This is a genomic window from Pseudomonas sp. PSPC2-3 (genome assembly GCF_049898265.1).
Lineage (GTDB): Bacteria > Pseudomonadota > Gammaproteobacteria > Pseudomonadales > Pseudomonadaceae > Aquipseudomonas > Aquipseudomonas veronii.
Map to the genome: position 1 here is coordinate 196,903 of NZ_JAFCXJ010000008.1, position 18,683 is coordinate 215,585.

17 protein-coding genes and 1 pseudogene are annotated in these 18,683 nt (G+C 62.3%); 12 read left to right on the forward strand and 6 right to left on the reverse strand.

What is annotated here, in order from left to right:
• Positions 1 to 88: 88 nt before the first annotated feature.
• Positions 89 to 2,935: an RNA polymerase-associated protein RapA gene (rapA, locus tag ACP7E3_RS19530; protein WP_057004737.1), complete on the reverse strand. Its 2,847-nt coding sequence runs from the start codon at positions 2,933 to 2,935 to the stop codon at positions 89 to 91.
• 218 nt (positions 2,936 to 3,153) lie between these two features.
• Between rapA and ACP7E3_RS19535 the strand changes: the two genes are divergently transcribed.
• Positions 3,154 to 3,495, forward strand: coding sequence for a hypothetical protein (locus ACP7E3_RS19535; protein ID WP_046384432.1), 342 nt, complete (start codon positions 3,154 to 3,156; stop codon positions 3,493 to 3,495).
• Here the strand turns inward: ACP7E3_RS19535 and ACP7E3_RS19540 are convergent.
• The 3 genes and pseudogenes from ACP7E3_RS19540 to ACP7E3_RS19550 all read right to left on the reverse strand — a co-directional run bounded on the left by ACP7E3_RS19540 (position 3,492) and on the right by ACP7E3_RS19550 (position 5,908).
• Positions 3,492 to 4,673, reverse strand: a complete 1,182-nt coding sequence (locus ACP7E3_RS19540) for an aminotransferase class V-fold PLP-dependent enzyme (RefSeq protein ID WP_108525988.1) — start codon at positions 4,671 to 4,673, stop codon at positions 3,492 to 3,494. The two genes, ACP7E3_RS19535 and ACP7E3_RS19540, sit on opposite strands and share 4 nt — an antisense overlap.
• Positions 4,670 to 4,946, reverse strand: a pseudogene (locus tag ACP7E3_RS19545) (RidA family protein). The gene ACP7E3_RS19540 and the pseudogene ACP7E3_RS19545 overlap by 4 nt, the downstream one beginning before the upstream one ends.
• Positions 4,947 to 5,035: 89 nt before the next feature.
• The gene (locus ACP7E3_RS19550; RefSeq protein WP_261754157.1) at positions 5,036 to 5,908 is read right to left on the reverse strand and encodes a LysR substrate-binding domain-containing protein; all 873 of its coding nucleotides are present in this window, start codon (positions 5,906 to 5,908) and stop codon (positions 5,036 to 5,038) included.
• Positions 5,909 to 6,040: 132 nt separating this feature from the next.
• Between ACP7E3_RS19550 and ACP7E3_RS19555 the strand changes: the two genes are divergently transcribed.
• Positions 6,041 to 6,202 carry a hypothetical protein gene (locus ACP7E3_RS19555; RefSeq protein ID WP_017844811.1) on the forward strand — a complete coding sequence of 54 codons (162 nt, stop codon included), beginning with the start codon at positions 6,041 to 6,043 and terminating at the stop codon, positions 6,200 to 6,202.
• Positions 6,203 to 6,345: 143 nt separating this feature from the next.
• Positions 6,346 to 6,462, forward strand: coding sequence for a cytochrome c oxidase subunit CcoM (gene ccoM / locus ACP7E3_RS19560; RefSeq protein WP_017844812.1), 117 nt, complete (start codon positions 6,346 to 6,348; stop codon positions 6,460 to 6,462).
• 176 nt (positions 6,463 to 6,638) lie between these two features.
• Here the strand turns inward: ccoM and ACP7E3_RS19565 are convergent, their stop codons facing one another.
• Both ACP7E3_RS19565 and ACP7E3_RS19570 read right to left on the reverse strand, forming a co-directional pair.
• Positions 6,639 to 8,114 (reverse strand): inorganic phosphate transporter, encoded by a 1,476-nt coding sequence (locus tag ACP7E3_RS19565; protein ID WP_057004740.1) that lies wholly within the window; start codon positions 8,112 to 8,114, stop codon positions 6,639 to 6,641.
• A 333-nt stretch (positions 8,115 to 8,447) separates the two neighbouring features.
• Positions 8,448 to 8,648, reverse strand: coding sequence for a hypothetical protein (locus tag ACP7E3_RS19570; RefSeq protein ID WP_003172389.1), 201 nt, complete (start codon positions 8,646 to 8,648; stop codon positions 8,448 to 8,450).
• 541 nt (positions 8,649 to 9,189) lie between these two features.
• Between ACP7E3_RS19570 and pcaR the strand changes: the two genes are divergently transcribed.
• The 9 genes from pcaR to ACP7E3_RS19615 all read left to right on the forward strand — a co-directional run bounded on the left by pcaR (position 9,190) and on the right by ACP7E3_RS19615 (position 18,674).
• Positions 9,190 to 10,032, forward strand: a complete 843-nt coding sequence (gene pcaR, locus ACP7E3_RS19575; RefSeq protein WP_017844814.1) for a pca regulon transcriptional regulator PcaR — start codon at positions 9,190 to 9,192, stop codon at positions 10,030 to 10,032.
• Positions 10,033 to 10,176: 144 nt separating this feature from the next.
• Positions 10,177 to 11,517, forward strand: a complete 1,341-nt coding sequence (locus tag ACP7E3_RS19580; protein WP_426124113.1) for an MFS transporter — start codon at positions 10,177 to 10,179, stop codon at positions 11,515 to 11,517.
• A 171-nt stretch (positions 11,518 to 11,688) separates the two neighbouring features.
• Complete coding sequence (locus ACP7E3_RS19585; protein ID WP_017844816.1) at positions 11,689 to 12,546, forward strand: CoA transferase subunit A; 858 nt, start codon at positions 11,689 to 11,691, stop codon at positions 12,544 to 12,546.
• Positions 12,546 to 13,325: a CoA-transferase subunit beta gene (locus ACP7E3_RS19590; protein WP_017844817.1), complete on the forward strand. Its 780-nt coding sequence runs from the start codon at positions 12,546 to 12,548 to the stop codon at positions 13,323 to 13,325. The genes ACP7E3_RS19585 and ACP7E3_RS19590 overlap by 1 nt, the downstream gene beginning before the upstream one ends.
• Positions 13,322 to 14,527 carry a 3-oxoadipyl-CoA thiolase gene (pcaF, locus tag ACP7E3_RS19595; protein ID WP_169850589.1) on the forward strand — a complete coding sequence of 402 codons (1,206 nt, stop codon included), beginning with the start codon at positions 13,322 to 13,324 and terminating at the stop codon, positions 14,525 to 14,527. The genes ACP7E3_RS19590 and pcaF overlap by 4 nt, the downstream gene beginning before the upstream one ends.
• Before the next feature lie 17 nt (positions 14,528 to 14,544).
• Positions 14,545 to 15,249, forward strand: coding sequence for a protocatechuate 3,4-dioxygenase subunit beta (pcaH, locus tag ACP7E3_RS19600; protein ID WP_017844819.1), 705 nt, complete (start codon positions 14,545 to 14,547; stop codon positions 15,247 to 15,249).
• A gap of 1 nt (position 15,250) precedes the next feature.
• Positions 15,251 to 15,817, forward strand: coding sequence for a protocatechuate 3,4-dioxygenase subunit alpha (gene pcaG, locus ACP7E3_RS19605; RefSeq protein WP_102617393.1), 567 nt, complete (start codon positions 15,251 to 15,253; stop codon positions 15,815 to 15,817).
• Positions 15,818 to 16,003: 186 nt separating this feature from the next.
• Positions 16,004 to 17,299: an MFS family transporter gene (locus tag ACP7E3_RS19610; RefSeq protein WP_017844821.1), complete on the forward strand. Its 1,296-nt coding sequence runs from the start codon at positions 16,004 to 16,006 to the stop codon at positions 17,297 to 17,299.
• Between the two features lie 10 nt (positions 17,300 to 17,309).
• Complete coding sequence (locus ACP7E3_RS19615; protein ID WP_046384424.1) at positions 17,310 to 18,674, forward strand: 3-carboxy-cis,cis-muconate cycloisomerase; 1,365 nt, start codon at positions 17,310 to 17,312, stop codon at positions 18,672 to 18,674.
• The last annotated feature ends 9 nt before the right edge of the window (positions 18,675 to 18,683 follow it).

Below are 18,683 nucleotides of genomic sequence, written 5' to 3' on the forward strand. Positions count from 1 at the left end.
ATGAGGCCATGACTGGCGAAGACCTTCTTCAGTGAATAAAAAAGGCCCGCATTGCGCGGGCCTTCTTTTTAGCTGAGCAACGCAGCAATCAACCCGCCACCAACACCCGGATCGCTTCCAGGCGCAGCGCGGCCTTGTCGAGCATGGCCAGGCCTTGCTCGCGCTGTTGGCGCAGGGCAACCAGTTCGCTGTCGCGCACGGTCGGGTTGACCGCTTGCAACGCGGTCAGGCGCGCCAGTTCTTCGTCGGTGTCGGCTGCCAGGCGACGCTTGGCCTCGGCCACGCGCTCGGCATGGCGCGGGGTGATCTTCTCTTCGCCGGCGTTGATGCGTGGCGTCAGCTGGTCGCGCTGGGCCTGGACGAACTTGTTGGCGCTGGCCCGTGGCACGCTTTCCAGCTGGTCGTTCAAGGTTTCGAACGACACGCGGCCGGACAGGTCGTTGCCGTTGGCGTCCAGCAGGCAGCGCAGGGCGGCCGGCGGCAGGTAGCGGCCCAGTTGCAGCGAGCGCGGGGCAACCACTTCGCTGACGTAGAGCAGCTCCAGCAACACGGTGCCGGGCTTGAGCGCCTTGTTCTTGATCAGCGCGACGGCGGTGTTGCCCATGGAGCCGGACAGCACCAGGTCCATGCCGCCCTGCACCATCGGGTGTTCCCAGGTGATGAACTGCATGTCTTCACGCGACAGCGCCTGGTTACGGTCGTAGGTGATGGTCACCCCTTCGTCATCGCCCAGGGGGAAGCTGGCGTCGAGCATTTTTTCGCTGGGCTTGAGGATCAGCGCGTTTTCCGAATGGTCTTCGCTGTCGATACCAAACGCATCGAACAGGGTTTCCATATAGATCGGCAGGGCGAACTGGTCGTCTTGCTCGAGGATGTCTTCCACCAGCGCATCGCCTTCACCCGCGCCGCCGGAGTTGAGTTCCAGCAAACGGTCGCGGCCGGTGTGCAGTTCCTGTTCCAGGCGCTCGCGCTCGGCACGGGCTTCGTCGATCAGGGCTTGCCACTCGCCGTCGTCGGCGTTTTCCAGCAGCGGCAGCAGGCGTGGGCCGAACTGATGCTGCAAGGCGTTGCCGGTCGGGCAGGTGTTGAGGAACGCATTCAGCGCTTCGTGGTACCACTGGAACAGGCGCTCTTGCGGGCTGGTTTCCAGGTACGGCACGTGCAGTTCGATCACATGTTTCTGGCCGATCCGGTCCAGACGGCCGATCCGCTGTTCCAGCAGGTCGGGGTGGGACGGCAGGTCGAACAGCACCAGGTGGTGGGAGAACTGGAAGTTGCGGCCTTCGCTGCCGATTTCCGAACAGATCAGCACCTGGGCGCCGAATTCTTCATCGGCGAAGTAGGCGGCGGCGCGGTCACGTTCGAGGATGTTCATGCCTTCGTGGAACACCGTGGCCGGGATGCCGGAGCGCACGCGCAGGGCGTCTTCGAGGTCCATCGCGGTTTCGGCGTGGGCGCAGATCACCAGGACCTTGGTGCGCTTGAGCATTTTCAGCTGGTCGATCAGCCATTCAACCCGTGGGTCGAAGCGCCACCAGCGATTGTCTTCCTCAATGTCCGGCTGCGACTGGAAGCTGACTTCCGGGTACAGCTCGGCGTGTTCGCCCAGCGGCAATTCGAGGTATTCGTCCGGGTTCGGCAGCGGGTAGGCGTGCAGCTTGCGCTCCGGGAAGCCCTGCACCGCGGCGCGGGTGTTGCGGAACAGTACGCGGCCGGTGCCGTGGCGGTCGAGCAGCTCGCGCACCAGGCGCGCGCTGGCTTCGGTGTCGCCATCGTTGACGGCGGTGAGTAGCGCTTCACCTTCGTTGCCGAGGAAACCCTGGATGGTGGTGTGCGCGGCCGGGGAGAGACGGCCCTTGTCCAGCAGTTCCTGCACCGCTTCGGCCACCGGGCGATAGTTCTCGCTTTCGGCGCGGAACGCTTGCAGGTCGTGGAAGCGGTTCGGGTCCAGCAGGCGCAGGCGCGCGAAGTGGCTGTCCTGGCCCAGTTGTTCCGGGGTAGCGGTGAGCAGCAGCACGCCAGGGATGACCTCGGCCAGCTGCTCGACCAGCGAGTACTCGGCGCTGGCGTTGTCTTCATGCCAGACCAGGTGGTGGGCTTCGTCGACCACCATCAGGTCCCAGCCGGCGGCGAACAGTGCGTCCTGGGCCTTCTCGTCGTCCACCAGCCACTCCAGGGCCACCAGGGCCAGTTGGGTGTCTTCGAACGGGTTGGCGGCATCGCTTTCGATGAAGCGTTCTTCGTCGAACAGAGCCACTTGCAGGTTGAAGCGCCGGCGCATTTCCACCAGCCATTGGTGCTGCAGGTTTTCCGGAACCAGGATCAGCACGCGGTTGGCGCGCCCGGACAGCAACTGGCGATGGATCACCAGGCCGGCTTCGATGGTCTTGCCCAGGCCCACTTCGTCGGCCAGCAATACCCGTGGCGCGATACGGTCGGCGACTTCACGGGCGATGTGCAACTGGTGGGCAATCGGTTGCGCCCGCACGCCGCCCAGGCCCCACAGCGAAGATTGCAACTGGCGGCTGGTGTGTTCCAGGGTGTGATAGCGCAGCGAGAACCAGGCCAGCGGGTCGATCTGCCCGGCGAACAGACGGTCGCTGGCCAGGCGGAACTGGATGAAGTTCGACAGTTGGGTTTCCGGCAGGGTGACCTGCTCGTTCTGCCCATTGAGGCCGTGGTAGACCAGCAGGCCGTCGACGTCGTCGACTTCTTGCACGGTCATTTTCCAGCCTTCGAAATGGGTGATGCTGTCGCCCGGCGAGAACCTCACGCGGGTGAGGGGCGCATTCCGTAGCGCATACTGGCGCGTGTCGCCAGTGGCCGGATAGAGCACGGTCAGCAAGCGGCCGTCCTGTGCCAGAACGGTGCCTAAACCCAGCTCTGCTTCGCTGTCACTAATCCAGCGTTGCCCCGGTTGATACTGCTGCGCCATGCTGCCTGACTCCCGCCGTGAAAAAGCCGACTATCTTAACGGAACAAGGCCCTCATCCAAAGGACTCTGACAAAAACTACGCGGTTTGCGCCGTGCATCGAATGTTGAGTCGACAGATGGCGGGCACTTGTGAGTGTCGACTGGGTCACAGGTTGGCAAGCCTGCGCTCAAGTCCGCCCGCCGCCCGCCGACAGCCTGCTGACAGGAGAACAACTATTATGCTGCCACCTATGCTGCCCGTCAGCGTTGTGCCGGTCACGTCGCAACTCGACCCGGTGCGTCAAAAACCCGATATTCCGCCCGTGGTGCCCGTACAAGCGAGTTCCAACGAGAGCACGATCGACCTGAAAAATGGCGATGCCGAGCAGTCGACGTTTTTGCTGCGCGAGGAGCAACGTCGCCAGCAGGAGCAGCAGAAACGCCGGCGTGAAGCCGATGACGACCCGGAGGCGCACTTGGCGATCCCGGGCGACGAGCTCAACGCCGATAACACCGTGCCCGTGGCGCCGCTGATCGAAGACGCGCCGCGCCAGGGGTTGTGGGTGGACGTCGAGGTTTAATCGCGCAGTTCGCGCAAGGCCGCCATCAGCCGTTCAATGTCCTGATCGGTGTTGAGCGGGCTGACGGAGATTCGCGCAATGCTGGCCAGGCCTCGTGCCTGCATATCCAGTGGGGTATACGCCACATCGTTGGCGCCGATATTGATGCGCTTGAGCTCCAGGCGACGCTTGAGCTCGAAGGCGTCCCAGCCGGCGAGGTTGAAGGCGATCAAGCCTGATTGGCTGGTGCCCAAGTCATGCAGGGAGATTCCCGGAGTCTGACGCAACGTTTCGCGGATTCGCTCGCTGGTCTGCCGGACCCGGTCCCACACCCGCTCAATCCCCAGTTGATTGAGTTCCTGCAACGCATTGCCCAAACCTGCCAATAAGGCGTAGGACGTTTCGCTGGTTTCAAAGCGTCGGGCATCGTTGCGCAGGCCGAACCCCTGGGCGCTCCACGGCGCTGAAAACACATCGCGCTGCGCAGGGTTCAACCGCGCCAGAAAGTCCGGCCGCACGTACAGCAGCGCCGTGCCCCGCGGCCCGCGCAGGTGCTTGCGGCCCGCCGACTTGAGCACGTCGCAGTGCAGCGCCTGCACATCCACCGGCACCTGGCCGACCGCCTGGCCGGCATCGATGAAGTAGGGGATGCCATGCCGCCTGGCCACTTCACCAATCGCCTGGGCGGGGTTGATCAGGCCGCCATTGGCGGGGAGCCAGGTCAGGTCGATCAGTTTCACGCTTGCGTCGATCATCGCTTCCAGGGCTACCGGGCAGACTGCACCGGTTTCATCGCAGGGGATTACCTCGATTCGCGCACCGGCCTGCACCGCCAGTTCCATGCTCGCCAGGTTGCCGCCCCATTCGTGGCGCCCCACCAGAATCCTGTCGCCCGGCTGCCACCGGCCCAGCGCCTGGAACGCCAGGCTCCAGGCGGTCGAGCCGCTGCCGGCAAAGGCAATCGACGCGGTGGGTGCATTGAGCAACTGGCCGGCGGCGCGGCGGGCTTTTTCCACCAGGATGGCGCCATGCTCGCTGGCCTCCATCGGGCCGTCGCACGCTTCGCGTTGCAGTTGCTCGATGATGGTGTCGAGGGTCGCCTGGCTCGGCAATGCAGCACCGGCCGTGTTGAAGTGTACGAGACCGGACCGACAACCCGGCGTGGCCTCGCGCAGGCGCTGGACGTCGAGCGGGCTCATGGCTGCAGCTCGAACATGGCGTCGACTTCCACCGCCACGCCCCCCCGGCAGGCTGGACACACCGACAGCCGTGCGTACATGCCGGCCTTTGTCGCCGAGGGGTTCGCCCAGGCGGCCGACATAGGCCGGTTTGCCGCCCAGCAATGGGATTTGCCCGGAGATAAACAACTGATTCCGGCTGATCACGTGGTTGATGTAATTGGCAATCGGCTGGCTGGGCGTCGGCAGCGTGAGGCCGAGGGCCTGCACGCGTTGGCGGATGGAATCGCGCATGTTGAATCCTCTGGGTTGAGAGGTTTCAGCATGTTGATCAAGGTGATGGACGGCAAACGCATAGATATCATTCGACGTATCGAAATAACTCACGCGTAGGCGCAGGCAGCCTTCAACCACGCGCTGAAACATTCGGCCGCCGCGCTGGCGGGGCCTTGGGGCGCGATCAGCCAGTAGCCGATTTCGCTGCGATACGGCGGCCAGTCGAAGGCTTCTACCAGGCTGCCGTCCTGGAGCCGGCGCTCGATCAAGCGGTGACGGCCCATGGCGATACCTTGGCCGGCCACGGCGGCTTCGACCACGATGTTGTAGTCATGCAGCACCACGCGCGGATGCGGGCTGAGGTCGACTTGATAATGGCCGGACCAATCCGTCCATTCGAACGGGCGGTGCGAGGTGGCCATCAGCAGAGCGCCGTTGTGCTGCCGGCTGGCCTTGAACGCCGGGCTGCACACGGGGGAGAGCACTTCCGGCATCAGCCGCGTGGCCTGCACGTCAGGCCAGTCGCCCTTGCCATAGCGGATGGCCAGGTCGACCTCGGCCGCCGCGACGTTCGCCAGTTGAATCGCTGGCACCAGCTCCACCTGGATCTGCGGGTAGCGTTGCAGAAAACCCGCCAGGCGCGGCGCCAGCCATAAGGTGGCAAAGGACGCGAGCAAGCCGATGCGCAACACCGTGACGCTGGACACCACCCGTTGGCTGCGGGTGGCGGCGGCGATCAGGTCGAGGGCAGGGCGGATTTGCTCGTAGTAGTGTTGGCCGTCTGCGGTCAGATCAATCGCGCGGGTGCGTCGGACAAATAGTGGTTTGCCCAGGTACTGTTCGAGCTTGTGTACCTGATGGCTGAGCGCACTCTGGGTCACTGACAACTCATGGGCCGCCTTGATAAAGCTCAAGTGCCGCGCCACGGCCTCGAAGGCGCGCAGGGCCAGCAACGGCGGAAGGTCCTTGTGCAGTGCCACCTGTGTGCGCCTCTTGGGTAAGGGAGAAGTGCCGATTTTGGGCGATGACCTGCATTTTGTCGCCCGCTGATTTGCTGTCGGGCAAGTGAGGCCGCATTATTAAGCGATCCCCGCCACGACGTAAGCCAAGCCATGAGTGATGACGACAAACTGATCGACCTGAACGCCGAACGCGCTAAACGGGTGCATGACCTCAACGATAAACGTCTGAATGAGGTTCGCCAGGCGTTTGAACAGGCGATGCCGCTCGGAAAAGTTAAGAAAAAACCGAAAAACAAACCGAAAAAGCGTTGAAACAGCCTGCATCTATTGATGCAGGTCAGTTATTTCCCTTCTTTACGCCCCGTCGTGGGCGACATTGATCCTCGTCAATTTCCCATCCCGCCTTCTCCTTTAACTTAGCCCTATCGCAACAAGGCAACAGCAGGAGGCCAGTCATGTTTTTCGATAATGTGGTGTTTGCCGGAGTGCTGACAGTTGGCCTCATGGTGCTGTTCTTCGTAGGGTTTGGATTTTTTATCTGGAGAGACGCGAACAAGCGTAAAAAACCATAGGTTTTTCCAGGTTACATGAGCACGCAAGGCATTTTGGGCGACTTCGGTCGCCCTTTTTTTTGCCCGCGATTTAATCAACACCGCTCTCACTTTTGAACGGCGTTCGGCTTGAGATCGACCGCATAAAAAAAGGTGCGACCCTCGCGGATCGCACCTTTGTCATGGCCGGCGGGCTATCAGCTGCCCAGCGCCTTGGACGCCATCCAGAACAACCCGGCCGACAGGCCTACGGTCGCCGGCAGGGTCAATACCCAGGCCATCAGGATGGTCTTCACCGTACCGCCTTGCAGGCCGCTCTTGTTGGCAACCATGGTGCCGGCAACACCGGACGACAACACGTGGGTGGTCGACACCGGCAGGCTGAAGATGTTGGCCAGGCCGATCATGCTGGCGGTGGTGATTTGCGCCGACATGCCCTGGGCATAAGTCATGCCCTGCTTGCCGATCTTCTCGCCGATGGTCAGTACCACGCGCTTCCAGCCAACCATGGTGCCCAGGCCCAGGGCGAGTGCGACCGCGATAATCACCCAGAACGGTGCGTATTCGGTGGTGGCCGTCAGGTCTTTGCGCAGCTTGTCGAGGTCGGACTTCTCACGGGACTCCAGGCCTGGCAGCTTGCCGACTTTCTTCGCGGTATCGTCCAGGCACAGCAGGTAGCGACGGACTTCGATGCGTTGGTCGGACGACAGCGCGTGGTAGTCGGAAACGCCTTTCAAGGTGCCCAGCAGCGCGTCGATGGTCGGTTCAGTCTGCTGCGGGTTGCAGCGGAACTTGCCCGGCAGGTCGTCCTTCACGCTTTTGCCCAGGGCCAGGAATTCGCCCAGGGTTTCGTGGTTGCGCTGGTAGAACTGGTTCAGGTGCAGGGTAGCGTCGCGGGTGCGCTCGATCTGGTAAGTGGTGCTGCCCAGGTCGAGTACGAACTGCGCCGGCACGATACCGATCAGCACCAGCATGATCAGGCCGATACCTTTCTGACCGTCGTTGGAACCGTGGACGAAACTCACGGCCATGGCGGAAATCACCAGGACCAGGCGGTTCCAGAACGGCGGGTGCTTCTTGTCGTCGACCTTGCGGCGCTGGTCCGGGGTCTTGTGCATCTTCGACAGTGGGCGCCACCGTTTCAGGACCAGCAACACCAGGGCCGCGACCAGGAAACCGGCGATTGGCGAGAACACCAGGGACGAACCGATATCGATTGCCTTCTGCCAGTTCACCCCGTCAGCCAGGGGAATGTCATTGATCAGCGCATTGGCCAGACCGACGCCCAGGATCGAGCCGATCAGGGTGTGCGAGCTGGAGGCGGGAATACCGAAGTACCAGGTGCCCAGGTTCCAGGTGATCGCCGCGGCCAATAAAGAGAAGACCATCGCCAGACCATGGCCGGTGTTCACATTGATCAGCAATTCCACCGGCAGCAAATGCACGATGGCGTAGGCGACACCGACACCGCCGAGCAATACGCCGAGGAAGTTGAACAACCCGGAGAAGAACACGGCCAGATGCGGCGGCATGGCTTTGGTATAGATGACTGTGGCCACCGCGTTAGCGGTGTCATGAAAGCCATTGATGAACTCGAAGGCGAGGACAAAGGCCAGGGCGAGCAGCAGGCTCACGAGAACCCAAGCATCCAGTCCGCTGAATAAATCGATCATGAAGGTTTTCTGACCCGGTCGTAAGGGGGCGCGATTATGCCAGAAAACCTCGGTAATCGATGCACTAGCTGCTCATCGGTAACAATCTTCATTGAAAAAAAGCCGGGCAGCAGCGCGCATCCCAGGGTTTTCGGGGGCTCGGCAAGTCTTTGATTTACAAAGCGAGGCGTCGTAGAGGTGGGGTTTTGTCACCTAAACGTCATCTCTGAAACATTTGTACGAAATTTCGTTGGTCGCAGCAGGACGCTGAATAATTGACCCACGAGCGAGGTGCCCTCCGCCGGCGGTGAGCCGGCGGAGACAGCAGAACCCGTTGGACTCAAACCTCGATGCTTATGGCTCTTCGGCTTTGAGTTCCTGTTCAATCTTTTGGATCTCCTGGGCAAAGGCCTGATCGAGCAGACTCGCTCGTTTGCGCCATGGCTTGCGCTCTGGTTCAGGCTGAGCGGCGTAGGTGGTGACTTCCCCGCCGTATACGTCCTTGTAACGTTGCTCCTGGCGCTCAAGTTCCGCGCGCAGTTCATCTTTCGTCACAGTGTTACCTAATTTGAGTTGAGTTTAATTAACGTGCAGTGCTACACCCGAATATTGCCCTCGGCATGTTTTAAGTTGAGCAGGTGAACCCTTCAACTTTAGACGAATTGCCAGCGGTGACTTCCTTGAACCGATATTTATAAACGGCAGCATAATCAACATACGATGCCGGGCGAGCTCCCATCCCGATATGGATATCGGGCTGACCTCTGCACAGGTTGCATTATAGCGGCGTATTTTAATAACACTATCATCATAAAGTTAAAAAGCGTCAACGTTGTGTGAGGCTTTTGTTACATGCACGCGTCAGTCTTGGTTGGGAAGTGGCCGACATAAATGCCGGCGTAAGCCCAATGCTGTCATGCAATCCGGTTTTTATGATCGCGCCGGCAAAATTGCGATAATCGCATGATCGTCCGATAATCGCCCAACGTTGCTGACCCAACCTTGTGCATCCCGGTTGGGGCGGCTTTCAATAGCGAGCAACCTTCGCGGTTGCCGATAAGCGCCAGCGGTTGAAAATAATAAAGAGGACCTTGAAATGAACGATCAATTGCGCAACTCCTTTGCGTCAGCGGCGCCGCCGATCGTGGCTTCACCGGCCAAACGCATCCAGGCATTCACCGGTGATCCGGACTTCATGACCTCCCTGGCCCGTGGCCTGGCCGTGGTGCAGGCGTTCCAGGAACGCAAGCGTCACTTGACCATCGCCCAAATCAGCCACCGTACCGAAATCCCCCGCGCCGCCGTGCGCCGTTGCCTGCACACCTTGATCAAGCTCGGCTACGCCACCACTGACGGGCGCACCTATTCGCTGTTGCCCAAGGTGCTGACCCTCGGGCATGCCTATCTGTCCTCGACGCCGCTGGCGGTCTCCGCTCAACCGTACCTGGACCGCATGAGCGAGCAGCTTCACGAAGCCTGCAACATGGCCACCCTGGAAGGTGACGACATCCTCTATATCGCCCGGTCGGCCACCACGCAGCGCCTGATTTCCGTGGACCTCTCGGTAGGCGGGCGTTTGCCGGCGTACTGCACTTCCATGGGCCGCATCCTGCTGGCGGCGCTGGACGATGCGTCGCTGCAGGACTACCTCGACCACGCCGACCTGCAAACCAAGACCAGCCGCACCCTTACCACGCCCGAAGCCTTGTTCGAGTGTCTGCAACACGTGCGCCAGCAGGGCTGGTGCATCGTCGATCAGGAGTTGGAACAAGGCCTGCGCTCCATCGCAGTGCCGGTGTATGACGCGTCCGGCCAGGTGCTGGCGGCGCTCAACGTGAGTACCCATGCCGGTCGTGTCAGCCGCAGCGAACTGGAGCAGCGCTTCCTGCCGAGCATGCTCAGCGCCAGCCGTGAGTTGAGTGCGCAACTGTTTGCCTAAGCTGTTCGGTGACCGCACAGATCCCGGTTCGATCAATTGACGTTGTTTCCCCTGGGTTATTACTGTGCGGCAGCGCTCTGAGCGCCGCCCAATAATAATGACGACCCCAGGTCGTTGGCCCGCCATCGGTGTGGAATAACAATAATGAATCAACCTTCTGTCGCTACCACCCTGGACGTGCAGTCCTTCATCAATGCCCAGCCACTGTCACGCTATCAGTGGCGTGTGGTGATCCTGTGTTTCCTGATTGTCTTTCTCGATGGCCTCGACACCGCCGCCATGGGCTTCATCGCGCCCGCGCTGTCCCAGGACTGGGGCATTGACCGCGCCAGCCTCGGCCCGGTGATGAGCGCCGCGCTGATCGGCATGGTATTCGGCGCCCTGGGTTCCGGCCCGCTGGCGGACCGTTTCGGGCGCAAAGTGGTATTGGTGAGTGCGGTGCTGGTGTTTGGCGCCTTCAGCCTGGTCTCGGCCTACAGCAGCAACGTCGATCAGTTGCTGGTGTTGCGCTTCCTCACCGGCCTGGGGTTGGGCGCCGGTATGCCGAATGCCACCACGCTGCTGTCCGAATACACCCCCGAACGCCATAAATCGCTGCTGGTGACCAGCATGTTCTGCGGTTTCAACCTGGGCATGGCCGGTGGCGGGTTTATCTCGGCCAAATTGATCCCGGCATTCGGCTGGCACAGCTTGCTGCTCATCGGCGGTATTTTGCCGTTGATCCTTGCGGTGGTGTTGTGGGGATGGCTGCCGGAATCGGCGCGCTACCTGGTGGTGCGCAACCGCGGCACCGACAAGGTGCGCAAAGCCTTGTCACCCATCGAGCCCGGCATCGTCGCCCAAGCCAGCGGTTTCAGCGTGCCCGAGCAAAAAACCGTGAAGGCGCGCAACGTATTCGCGGTGATCTTCTCCGGCACCTACAGCGCCGGCACCTTGTTGCTCTGGCTCACCTACTTCATGGGCCTGGTGATTGTGTACCTGTTGACCAGTTGGCTGCCCACGCTGATGCGCGACAGTGGCGCGAGCATGGAACAGGCCGCGTTCATCGGTGCGCTATTCCAGTTTGGTGGCGTGTTGAGTGCGGTCGGGGTGGGCTGGGCGATGGACCGGTTCAACCCGCACAAGGTCATCGGCACGTTCTACCTGCTGGCCGGGGTATTTGCCTACGCGGTAGGGCAGAGCCTGGGCAATATCACCGTGTTGGCGACCTTGGTGCTGATCGCCGGGATGTGCGTCAACGGTGCGCAATCGGCGATGCCGTCCCTGGCCGCACGCTTCTACCCGACCCAGGGCCGCGCCACCGGCGTGTCATGGATGCTCGGTATCGGCCGCTTCGGCGCGATCCTCGGCGCGTGGATGGGCGCCACCTTGCTGGGCCTGGGCTGGAACTTCGAGCAGGTGCTCACCGCGCTGGTGATCCCCGCCGCATTGGCCACGGCCGCCGTGGTGATCAAAGGCATGGTCAGCCATGCCGACGCCACCTGAAGACACGCGCATTTCCTGTGGGCGCAAGAAAGATTAGCTAGATAACAATCGGTTCGATAATCGAACACTGTGTCGATTATCGGATTGTTTGGCTTTTTGCCCCGGCTTAACCTTCAAGCACTTCGGCGCCACCTTCGCGCCTTTTTCGATCCACACCGGGAGCCCGAACCCATGGCTGAAATTCTTGCGCTGCGTGACGCGGTGAAGCGATTTGTGAACGACGGCGATACTGTCGCACTGGAAGGCTTTACCCACCTGATCCCTACGGCGGCGGGTCATGAAATCATTCGTCAGGGCAAGAAAGACCTGACGCTGGTACGTATGACGCCTGACCTGATCTACGACCAGTTGATCGGCGCCGGCTGCGCCCGCAAGTTGATTTTTTCCTGGGGCGGCAACCCTGGCGTGGGTTCCCTGCATCGCCTGCGTGATGCGGTCGAGAAACACTGGCCGCAACCCCTGGAGATTGAGGAACACAGCCACGCCGACCTGGCCAATGCCTACGTCGCCGGTGCTTCCGGCCTGCCGTTCGCGGTGTTGCGTGCCTACGCTGGTTCCGATCTGCCCAAGGTCAACCCGCTGATCAAGACCGTCACCTGCCCATTCACCGGCGAAGTGCTGGCGGCGGTGCCGTCGGTACGTCCGGACGTCAGCGTGATCCACGCGCAAAAGGCCGACCGCAAGGGCAACGTGCTGCTCTGGGGCATTCTTGGCGTGCAGAAGGAAGCGGCGCTGGCCGCCAAGCGTTGCATCGTCACCGTCGAAGAAATCGTCGACGACCTCAACGCGCCGATGAACAGCTGCGTGCTGCCGACCTGGGCGCTGACGGCGGTGTGCCATGTGCCTGGTGGCGCGCATCCGTCCTATGCCCATGGCTATAACCAACGCGATAACCGTTTCTACCAGGCCTGGGACCCGATCGCTCGCGACCGTGGGACGTTTACCGCCTGGATCGACGAATACATCCACGGCACTGCCGATTTCAGTGAATTCCAGGCCAAGCTGGCCGCCGCGCAGGAGGCCAAGTAATGGCTTACTCGACCAATGAAATGATGACCGTCGCCGCTGCACGCCGCCTGAAGAATGATTCGGTGTGTTTTGTCGGCATCGGCCTGCCGTCCAAGGCGGCCAACCTGGCGCGCCTGACGTCCTCGCCGGATGTGGTGCTGATCTACGAGTCCGGCCCGATTGGCGCCAAGCCCAGCGTATTGCCGCTGTCCATTGGTGACGGCGAGTTGGCGGAAACTGCCGACACTGTCGTCCCCACTGGTGAGATCTTTCGCTACTGGCTGCAGGGTGGGCGCATCGACGTCGGTTTTCTCGGCGCGGCCCAGGTCGACCGTTTCGGCAATATCAACACCACCGTGGTCGGCGATTATCACCAGCCCAAAGTGCGCCTGCCGGGTGCCGGTGGCGCGCCGGAGATTGCCGGCTCGGCCAAGAGCGTGCTGATCATTCTCAAGCAGTCGGCGCGTTCGTTTGTCGACAAGCTGGACTTCATCACCTCCGTCGGCCACGGCGAGGGCGGCGATTCACGCAAGCGCCTGGGCCTGCCCGGCGCCGGTCCTGTCGGGATTATTACCGATCTGTGCATCATGGAGCCGGAAGAGGGCAGCCATGAGTTCGTGGTCACCGCGCTGCACCCCGGCGTGACCCGCGAGCAAGTGGTCGCGGCCACCGGCTGGGCGATCCGCTTTGCCGATCAGGTCAGCACCACCGCGGAACCGACGGCAGTCGAACTGACCGCCCTGCGTGATCTCGAAGCCCGCACAGCGGCCGCCCACGGCCAAGCACCCGGAGAAGCCTGATGCGCGACGTATTTATCTGCGATGCAATTCGTACCCCCATCGGCCGTTTCGGCGGTGGCCTGTCCACGGTGCGCGCCGACGACCTGGCGGCACTGCCGATCAAGGCGCTGATCGAACGCAACCCTAGCGTGGATTGGCACGCCGTCGATGAAGTGTTCCTCGGCTGCGCCAACCAGGCCGGTGAAGACAACCGCAACGTCGCGCGCATGGCGCTGTTGCTGGCGGGCCTGCCGTCGAGCATTCCCGGCGTGACCCTCAACCGTTTGTGCGCTTCGGGCATGGACGCGATCGGCACCGCCTTTCGTGCGATTGCCAGCGGTGAAATGGAATTGGCGATTGCCGGCGGCGTCGAGTCGATGTCCCGCGCGCCGTTCGTGATGGGCAAGGCTGACACGGCGTTTTCGCGCAATATGAAGCTCGAAGACACCACCATCGGCTGGCGCTTCATCAACCCGCTGATGAAGGCCCAGTACGGCGTGGATGCGATGCCGCAGACCGCCGATAACGTCGCCGACGACTACCATGTGTCCCGCGCCGACCAGGACGCCTTCGCCCTGCGCAGCCAGCAACGCACCGCCGCCGCCCAGGCCGCCGGGTTCTTCGCCGAAGAAATCGTGCCGGTGCGGGTCGCCCATAAAAAAGGCGAAACCGTGGTGGAACACGATGAGCATCCACGGGCCGACACCACCCTGGAAACCCTGGCCCGGCTCAAACCGGTCAACGGCCCGGACAAGACCGTCACCGCCGGCAATGCGTCGGGTGTGAACGACGGGGCGGCGGCGCTGATTCTTGCGTCTGCCGAGGCCGTGAAAAAACATGGCCTGACCGCCCGTGCCCGAGTGTTGGGCATGGCCAGCGCCGGTGTCGCGCCACGGGTGATGGGTATCGGCCCGGTGCCGGCGGTTCGCAAGCTGGTGGAACGCCTGGGCCTGGCCGTCACCGATTTCGATGTGATCGAACTCAACGAAGCCTTCGCCAGCCAGGGCCTGGCGGTGTTGCGTGAATTGGGCATCGCCGACGACGCACCCCAGGTCAACCCGAACGGCGGCGCCATCGCCCTCGGCCATCCTCTGGGCATGAGCGGTGCGCGACTGGTGCTGACGGCTCTGCATCAACTTGAAAAAACCGGCGGCCGCAAAGGTCTGGCGACCATGTGTGTTGGAGTGGGTCAGGGCCTGGCGCTGGCGATTGAACGCATCTAATAAGAGAGGACCGCTCCATGAGTGACAAGCCCGGTTACCGGCGCCCGCAAGCGGGCACTCAACCTGATTACCTGCACCCTGCCTACCAGTCGACGAACCTGCGTTCGCCGTCTCAGCCGTTGGTGTTCCTGCCCCATTCCCTGTCGGAAATCACCGGGCCGACCATCGGCGCCGAGCGCATCAACGAGAAGGACAACGACCTGACTGCGCAGCACGACGGCGAGCCGCAGGGCGAGCGCATCATCGTTCACGGGCGCGTGCTCGATGAAAACGGTCTGCCGGTACCGGGCATCCTCGTGGAGATCTGGCAGGCCAACGCGGCCGGCCGCTACAACCACGCGCGCGATCTGCACGACGCGCCGCTCGACCCGAACTTCACCGGCACCGGGCGTACCGTCACCGACGCCGAGGGTTGGTACCAGTTCCAGACCATCAAGCCCGGCGCCTACCCGTGGGGCAACCACCACAATGCGTGGCGCCCGGCGCATATCCATTTTTCGCTGTTCGGCCCGAGCGTGCTGACGCGCCTGGTCACGCAGATGTATTTCCCCGGCGACCCGCTGCTCGAGTACGACCCGATCTACAACTGCGTACCGGACACCTCGGCCAAGCAACGCCTGATCGCCACGTTCGACCTGGAAAAAACCATTCCTTCCTATGCCCTCGGCTACCGCTGGGACATCGTCCTGCGCGGCCGCGACGCCACGCCGATGGAGAAATGAGATGAGCCTTTACGCGACCACGTCCCACACCGTCGGGCCGTATTACCACATCGGCCTGACCTGGCTGAACCGCGAAGCCCTGGCCAACGCCGCGACCCTCGGCGAACGCGTGGCGATCAGCGGGCAAGTGGTGGATGGCAACGGTGATGTCGTCAACGACGCCATGCTGGAAGTCTGGCAGGCCAATGCCGCCGGCAAGTACGACCACCCGGAGGACGACCAGGACAAAGCGCTGGACCCGAACTTCGAAGGCTTCGGCCGGGTGCCGGTGGATGCTGAAGGGCGCTTCCGCTTTACCACCGTCAAGCCGGGCAGCGTGCCGGGGCTGGCGGGCACGACCCAGGCGCCGCACCTGGTGGTGCTGGTATTTGCCCGTGGCCTGGTGAAACACTTGCTCACGCGGATTTATTTTGACGGTGAGGCGCTGAATGCGGATGACCCGTTGCTCGCGCGCGTGCCCACAGAGCGGCGCAGTACCTTGATTGCCAAGCCGGATGCGGACGGTGTGCATCAGTGGAATGTGGTGTTGCAGGGGACAGATAAGGAAACGGTGTTCTTTGATTACTGAGTTGGCTTGAGAACCTATCGGGGGCAAGCCCCCTCCCACACTTGAATGTATTCACACATCAAAGGTGGGAGGGGGCTTGCCCCCGATGAGGCCATGTCAGGCAACACCTATGTAAATGTCTACAAGCGGAACATGGCTGTTGCAAAGTGTGTCTAGGCTATAACCATTCCCACTGAGTGAAAAAAAATGACAACAACAACCAGTCACTACACCGGAGAAGAGCGCAGCAAACGGATTTTTGCGATTGTCGGGGCATCCTCCGGCAACCTCGTCGAATGGTTCGACTTCTACGTCTACGCCTTCTGCGCCATTTACTTCGCTCCGGCGTTTTTCCCCTCGGACGACCCCACGGTCCAACTGCTCAACACTGCGGGCGTGTTCGCCGCCGGTTTCCTGATGCGCCCCATCGGCGGCTGGCTGTTTGGCCGGGTGGCCGATAAGCACGGGCGCAAAAACTCGATGATGATCTCGGTGCTGATGATGTGCGCCGGTTCCCTGGTCATCGCCTTCCTGCCCACCTACAAAGACATCGGCGCCTGGGCCCCGGCGTTACTGCTGGTGGCGCGGCTGTTCCAGGGCTTGTCGGTGGGCGGCGAATACGGCACCACCGCGACCTACATGAGTGAAGTCGCGCTCAAGGGCCAGCGTGGGTTCTTCGCCTCCTTCCAGTACGTGACCCTGATCGGCGGGCAACTGCTGGCGGTGTCGGTGGTGGTGGTCCTGCAACAGATCCTCAGCGAAGACGAACTGCGCGCCTGGGGCTGGCGGATTCCGTTCGTGATCGGCGCCATCGCGGCGGTGATCTCCCTGCTGCTGCGTCGCAGCCTGAAAGAAACCACCAGCAAGGAAATGCGCGAAGACAAGGACGCCGGCAGCATCGCCGCGCTGTTCCGTGACCATAAAGCGGCCTTTATCACCGTGCTCGGCTATACCGCCGGTGGCTCGCTGATTTTCTACACGTTCACCACCTACATGCAGAAGTACCTGGTGAACACCGCCGGGATGCACGCCAAGACCGCCAGCTACATCATGACCGGCGCGCTGTTCCTTTATATGTGCATGCAGCCGCTGTTCGGCATGCTGGCCGACAAGATCGGTCGCCGTAATTCGATGCTGTGGTTCGGCGCGCTGGGCACCTTGTTTACGGTGCCGATCCTGCTCAGCCTGAAAACCGTCAGCAGTCCGTTCCTGGCGTTTGTGCTGATCACGCTGGCGTTGGCCATCGTCAGTTTCTACACCTCCATCAGCGGCCTGGTGAAAGCGGAAATGTTCCCGCCCCAGGTGCGTGCTCTGGGTGTGGGCCTGGCTTATGCGGTGGCCAACGCAATCTTCGGCGGCTCGGCGGAATACGTGGCCTTGGGTTTGAAATCCTTGGGCATGGAGAACACCTTTTATTGGTACGTCACCGGCATGATGGCGGTGGCTTTCCTGTTCAGCCTGCGCCTGCCGAAACAGGCGGCGTACCTGCATCACGATTTATAAAGGAGGCGTTATGACGCTGCGCACGAGCAACCAACTGTTCGACGCTTACTTCAGCGCTGAGAGCATGGCCGAGGTGTTCTGCGACCAGGGGCGCCTGCAGGGCATGCTGGATTTCGAAGCCGCACTGGCACGGGCCGAGGCCCAGGTCGGGTTGATCCCGCAGGCGGCCGTCGCGCCGATTGCCCAGGCGTGCCTGGCGTCGCTGTATGACGTCGATGCCCTCGGCGTGGCGATTGCCTCGGCGGGCAATTCGGCGATTCCGCTGGTGAAGGCGCTGGGCAAGTGGGTGGCTGGCGAAGACCCGAGTGCCGAACGCTATGTGCATTTGGGCGCGACCAGCCAGGATGTGATGGACACCGGCCTGGTCCTGCAACTGCGGCGCGCGCTGGCGTTGATCGAAGCCGACCTGGCTCGCCTCGGCGATATTCTGGCAGCCCAGGCCCAGCGGTATGCGGCTGTACCGTTGGCCGGGCGGACGTGGTTGCAGCATGCCACGCCGGTCACCCTGGGCATGAAAATCGCCGGTTGGTTGGGCGCGGTGACCCGCAGCCGCCAGCGCTTGATCGAGTTGAAACCGCGCTTGTTGGTGCTGCAATTCGGCGGCGCCTCCGGCACGTTGGCTGCGCTTGGCGAACAGGCAATGCCCGTTGCCCAAGCGTTGGCGGCGCAGTTGCAACTGACCTTGCCCGAGCAACCCTGGCATACCCAGCGTGATCGCCTGGTGGAGTTCGCCAGCGTGTTGGGTCTGATCGCCGGCAGCCTTGGCAAGCTGGGCCGCGATATCAGCCTGCTGATGCAGACCGAGGCGGCGGAAGTATTCGAGCCGGCGGCGCCCGGCAAAGGCGGCTCGTCGACCATGCCGCACAAACGCAACCCGGTGGGCGCCGCCGTGCTGATCAGCGCTGCGACCCGCGTGCCCGGCCTGGTGGCGACGCTGTTCAGCGCCATGCCCCAGGAACACGAACGCAGCCTGGGCCTGTGGCATGCCGAATGGGAAACCCTGCCGGAGATTTGCCGCTTGGTCTCTGGCGCATTGCAACAGGCGCTGCTGGTGAGCGCAGGGCTGGAAGTCGACCCCGAGCGCATGGCGCGCAACCTCGACCTGACCCAGGGCCTGGTGCTGGCCGAAGCCGTCAGCATCGTGCTCGCGCAGCGCCTGGGCCGCGACACCGCGCACCACCTGCTGGAGCAGTGCTGCAAACGCGCGGTGGCCGAACAACGCCATCTGCGCGCCGTCCTCGCCGATGAGCCGCTCATTACCGCCGAGTTGTCGGCGACAGACCTGGACCGCCTGCTCGACCCGGCGCACTACCTGGGCCAGGCCCAAACCTGGGTCAGCCGCGCTGTAACCGAACACTTTGCACTGACTGCCTGAGGAGATTGC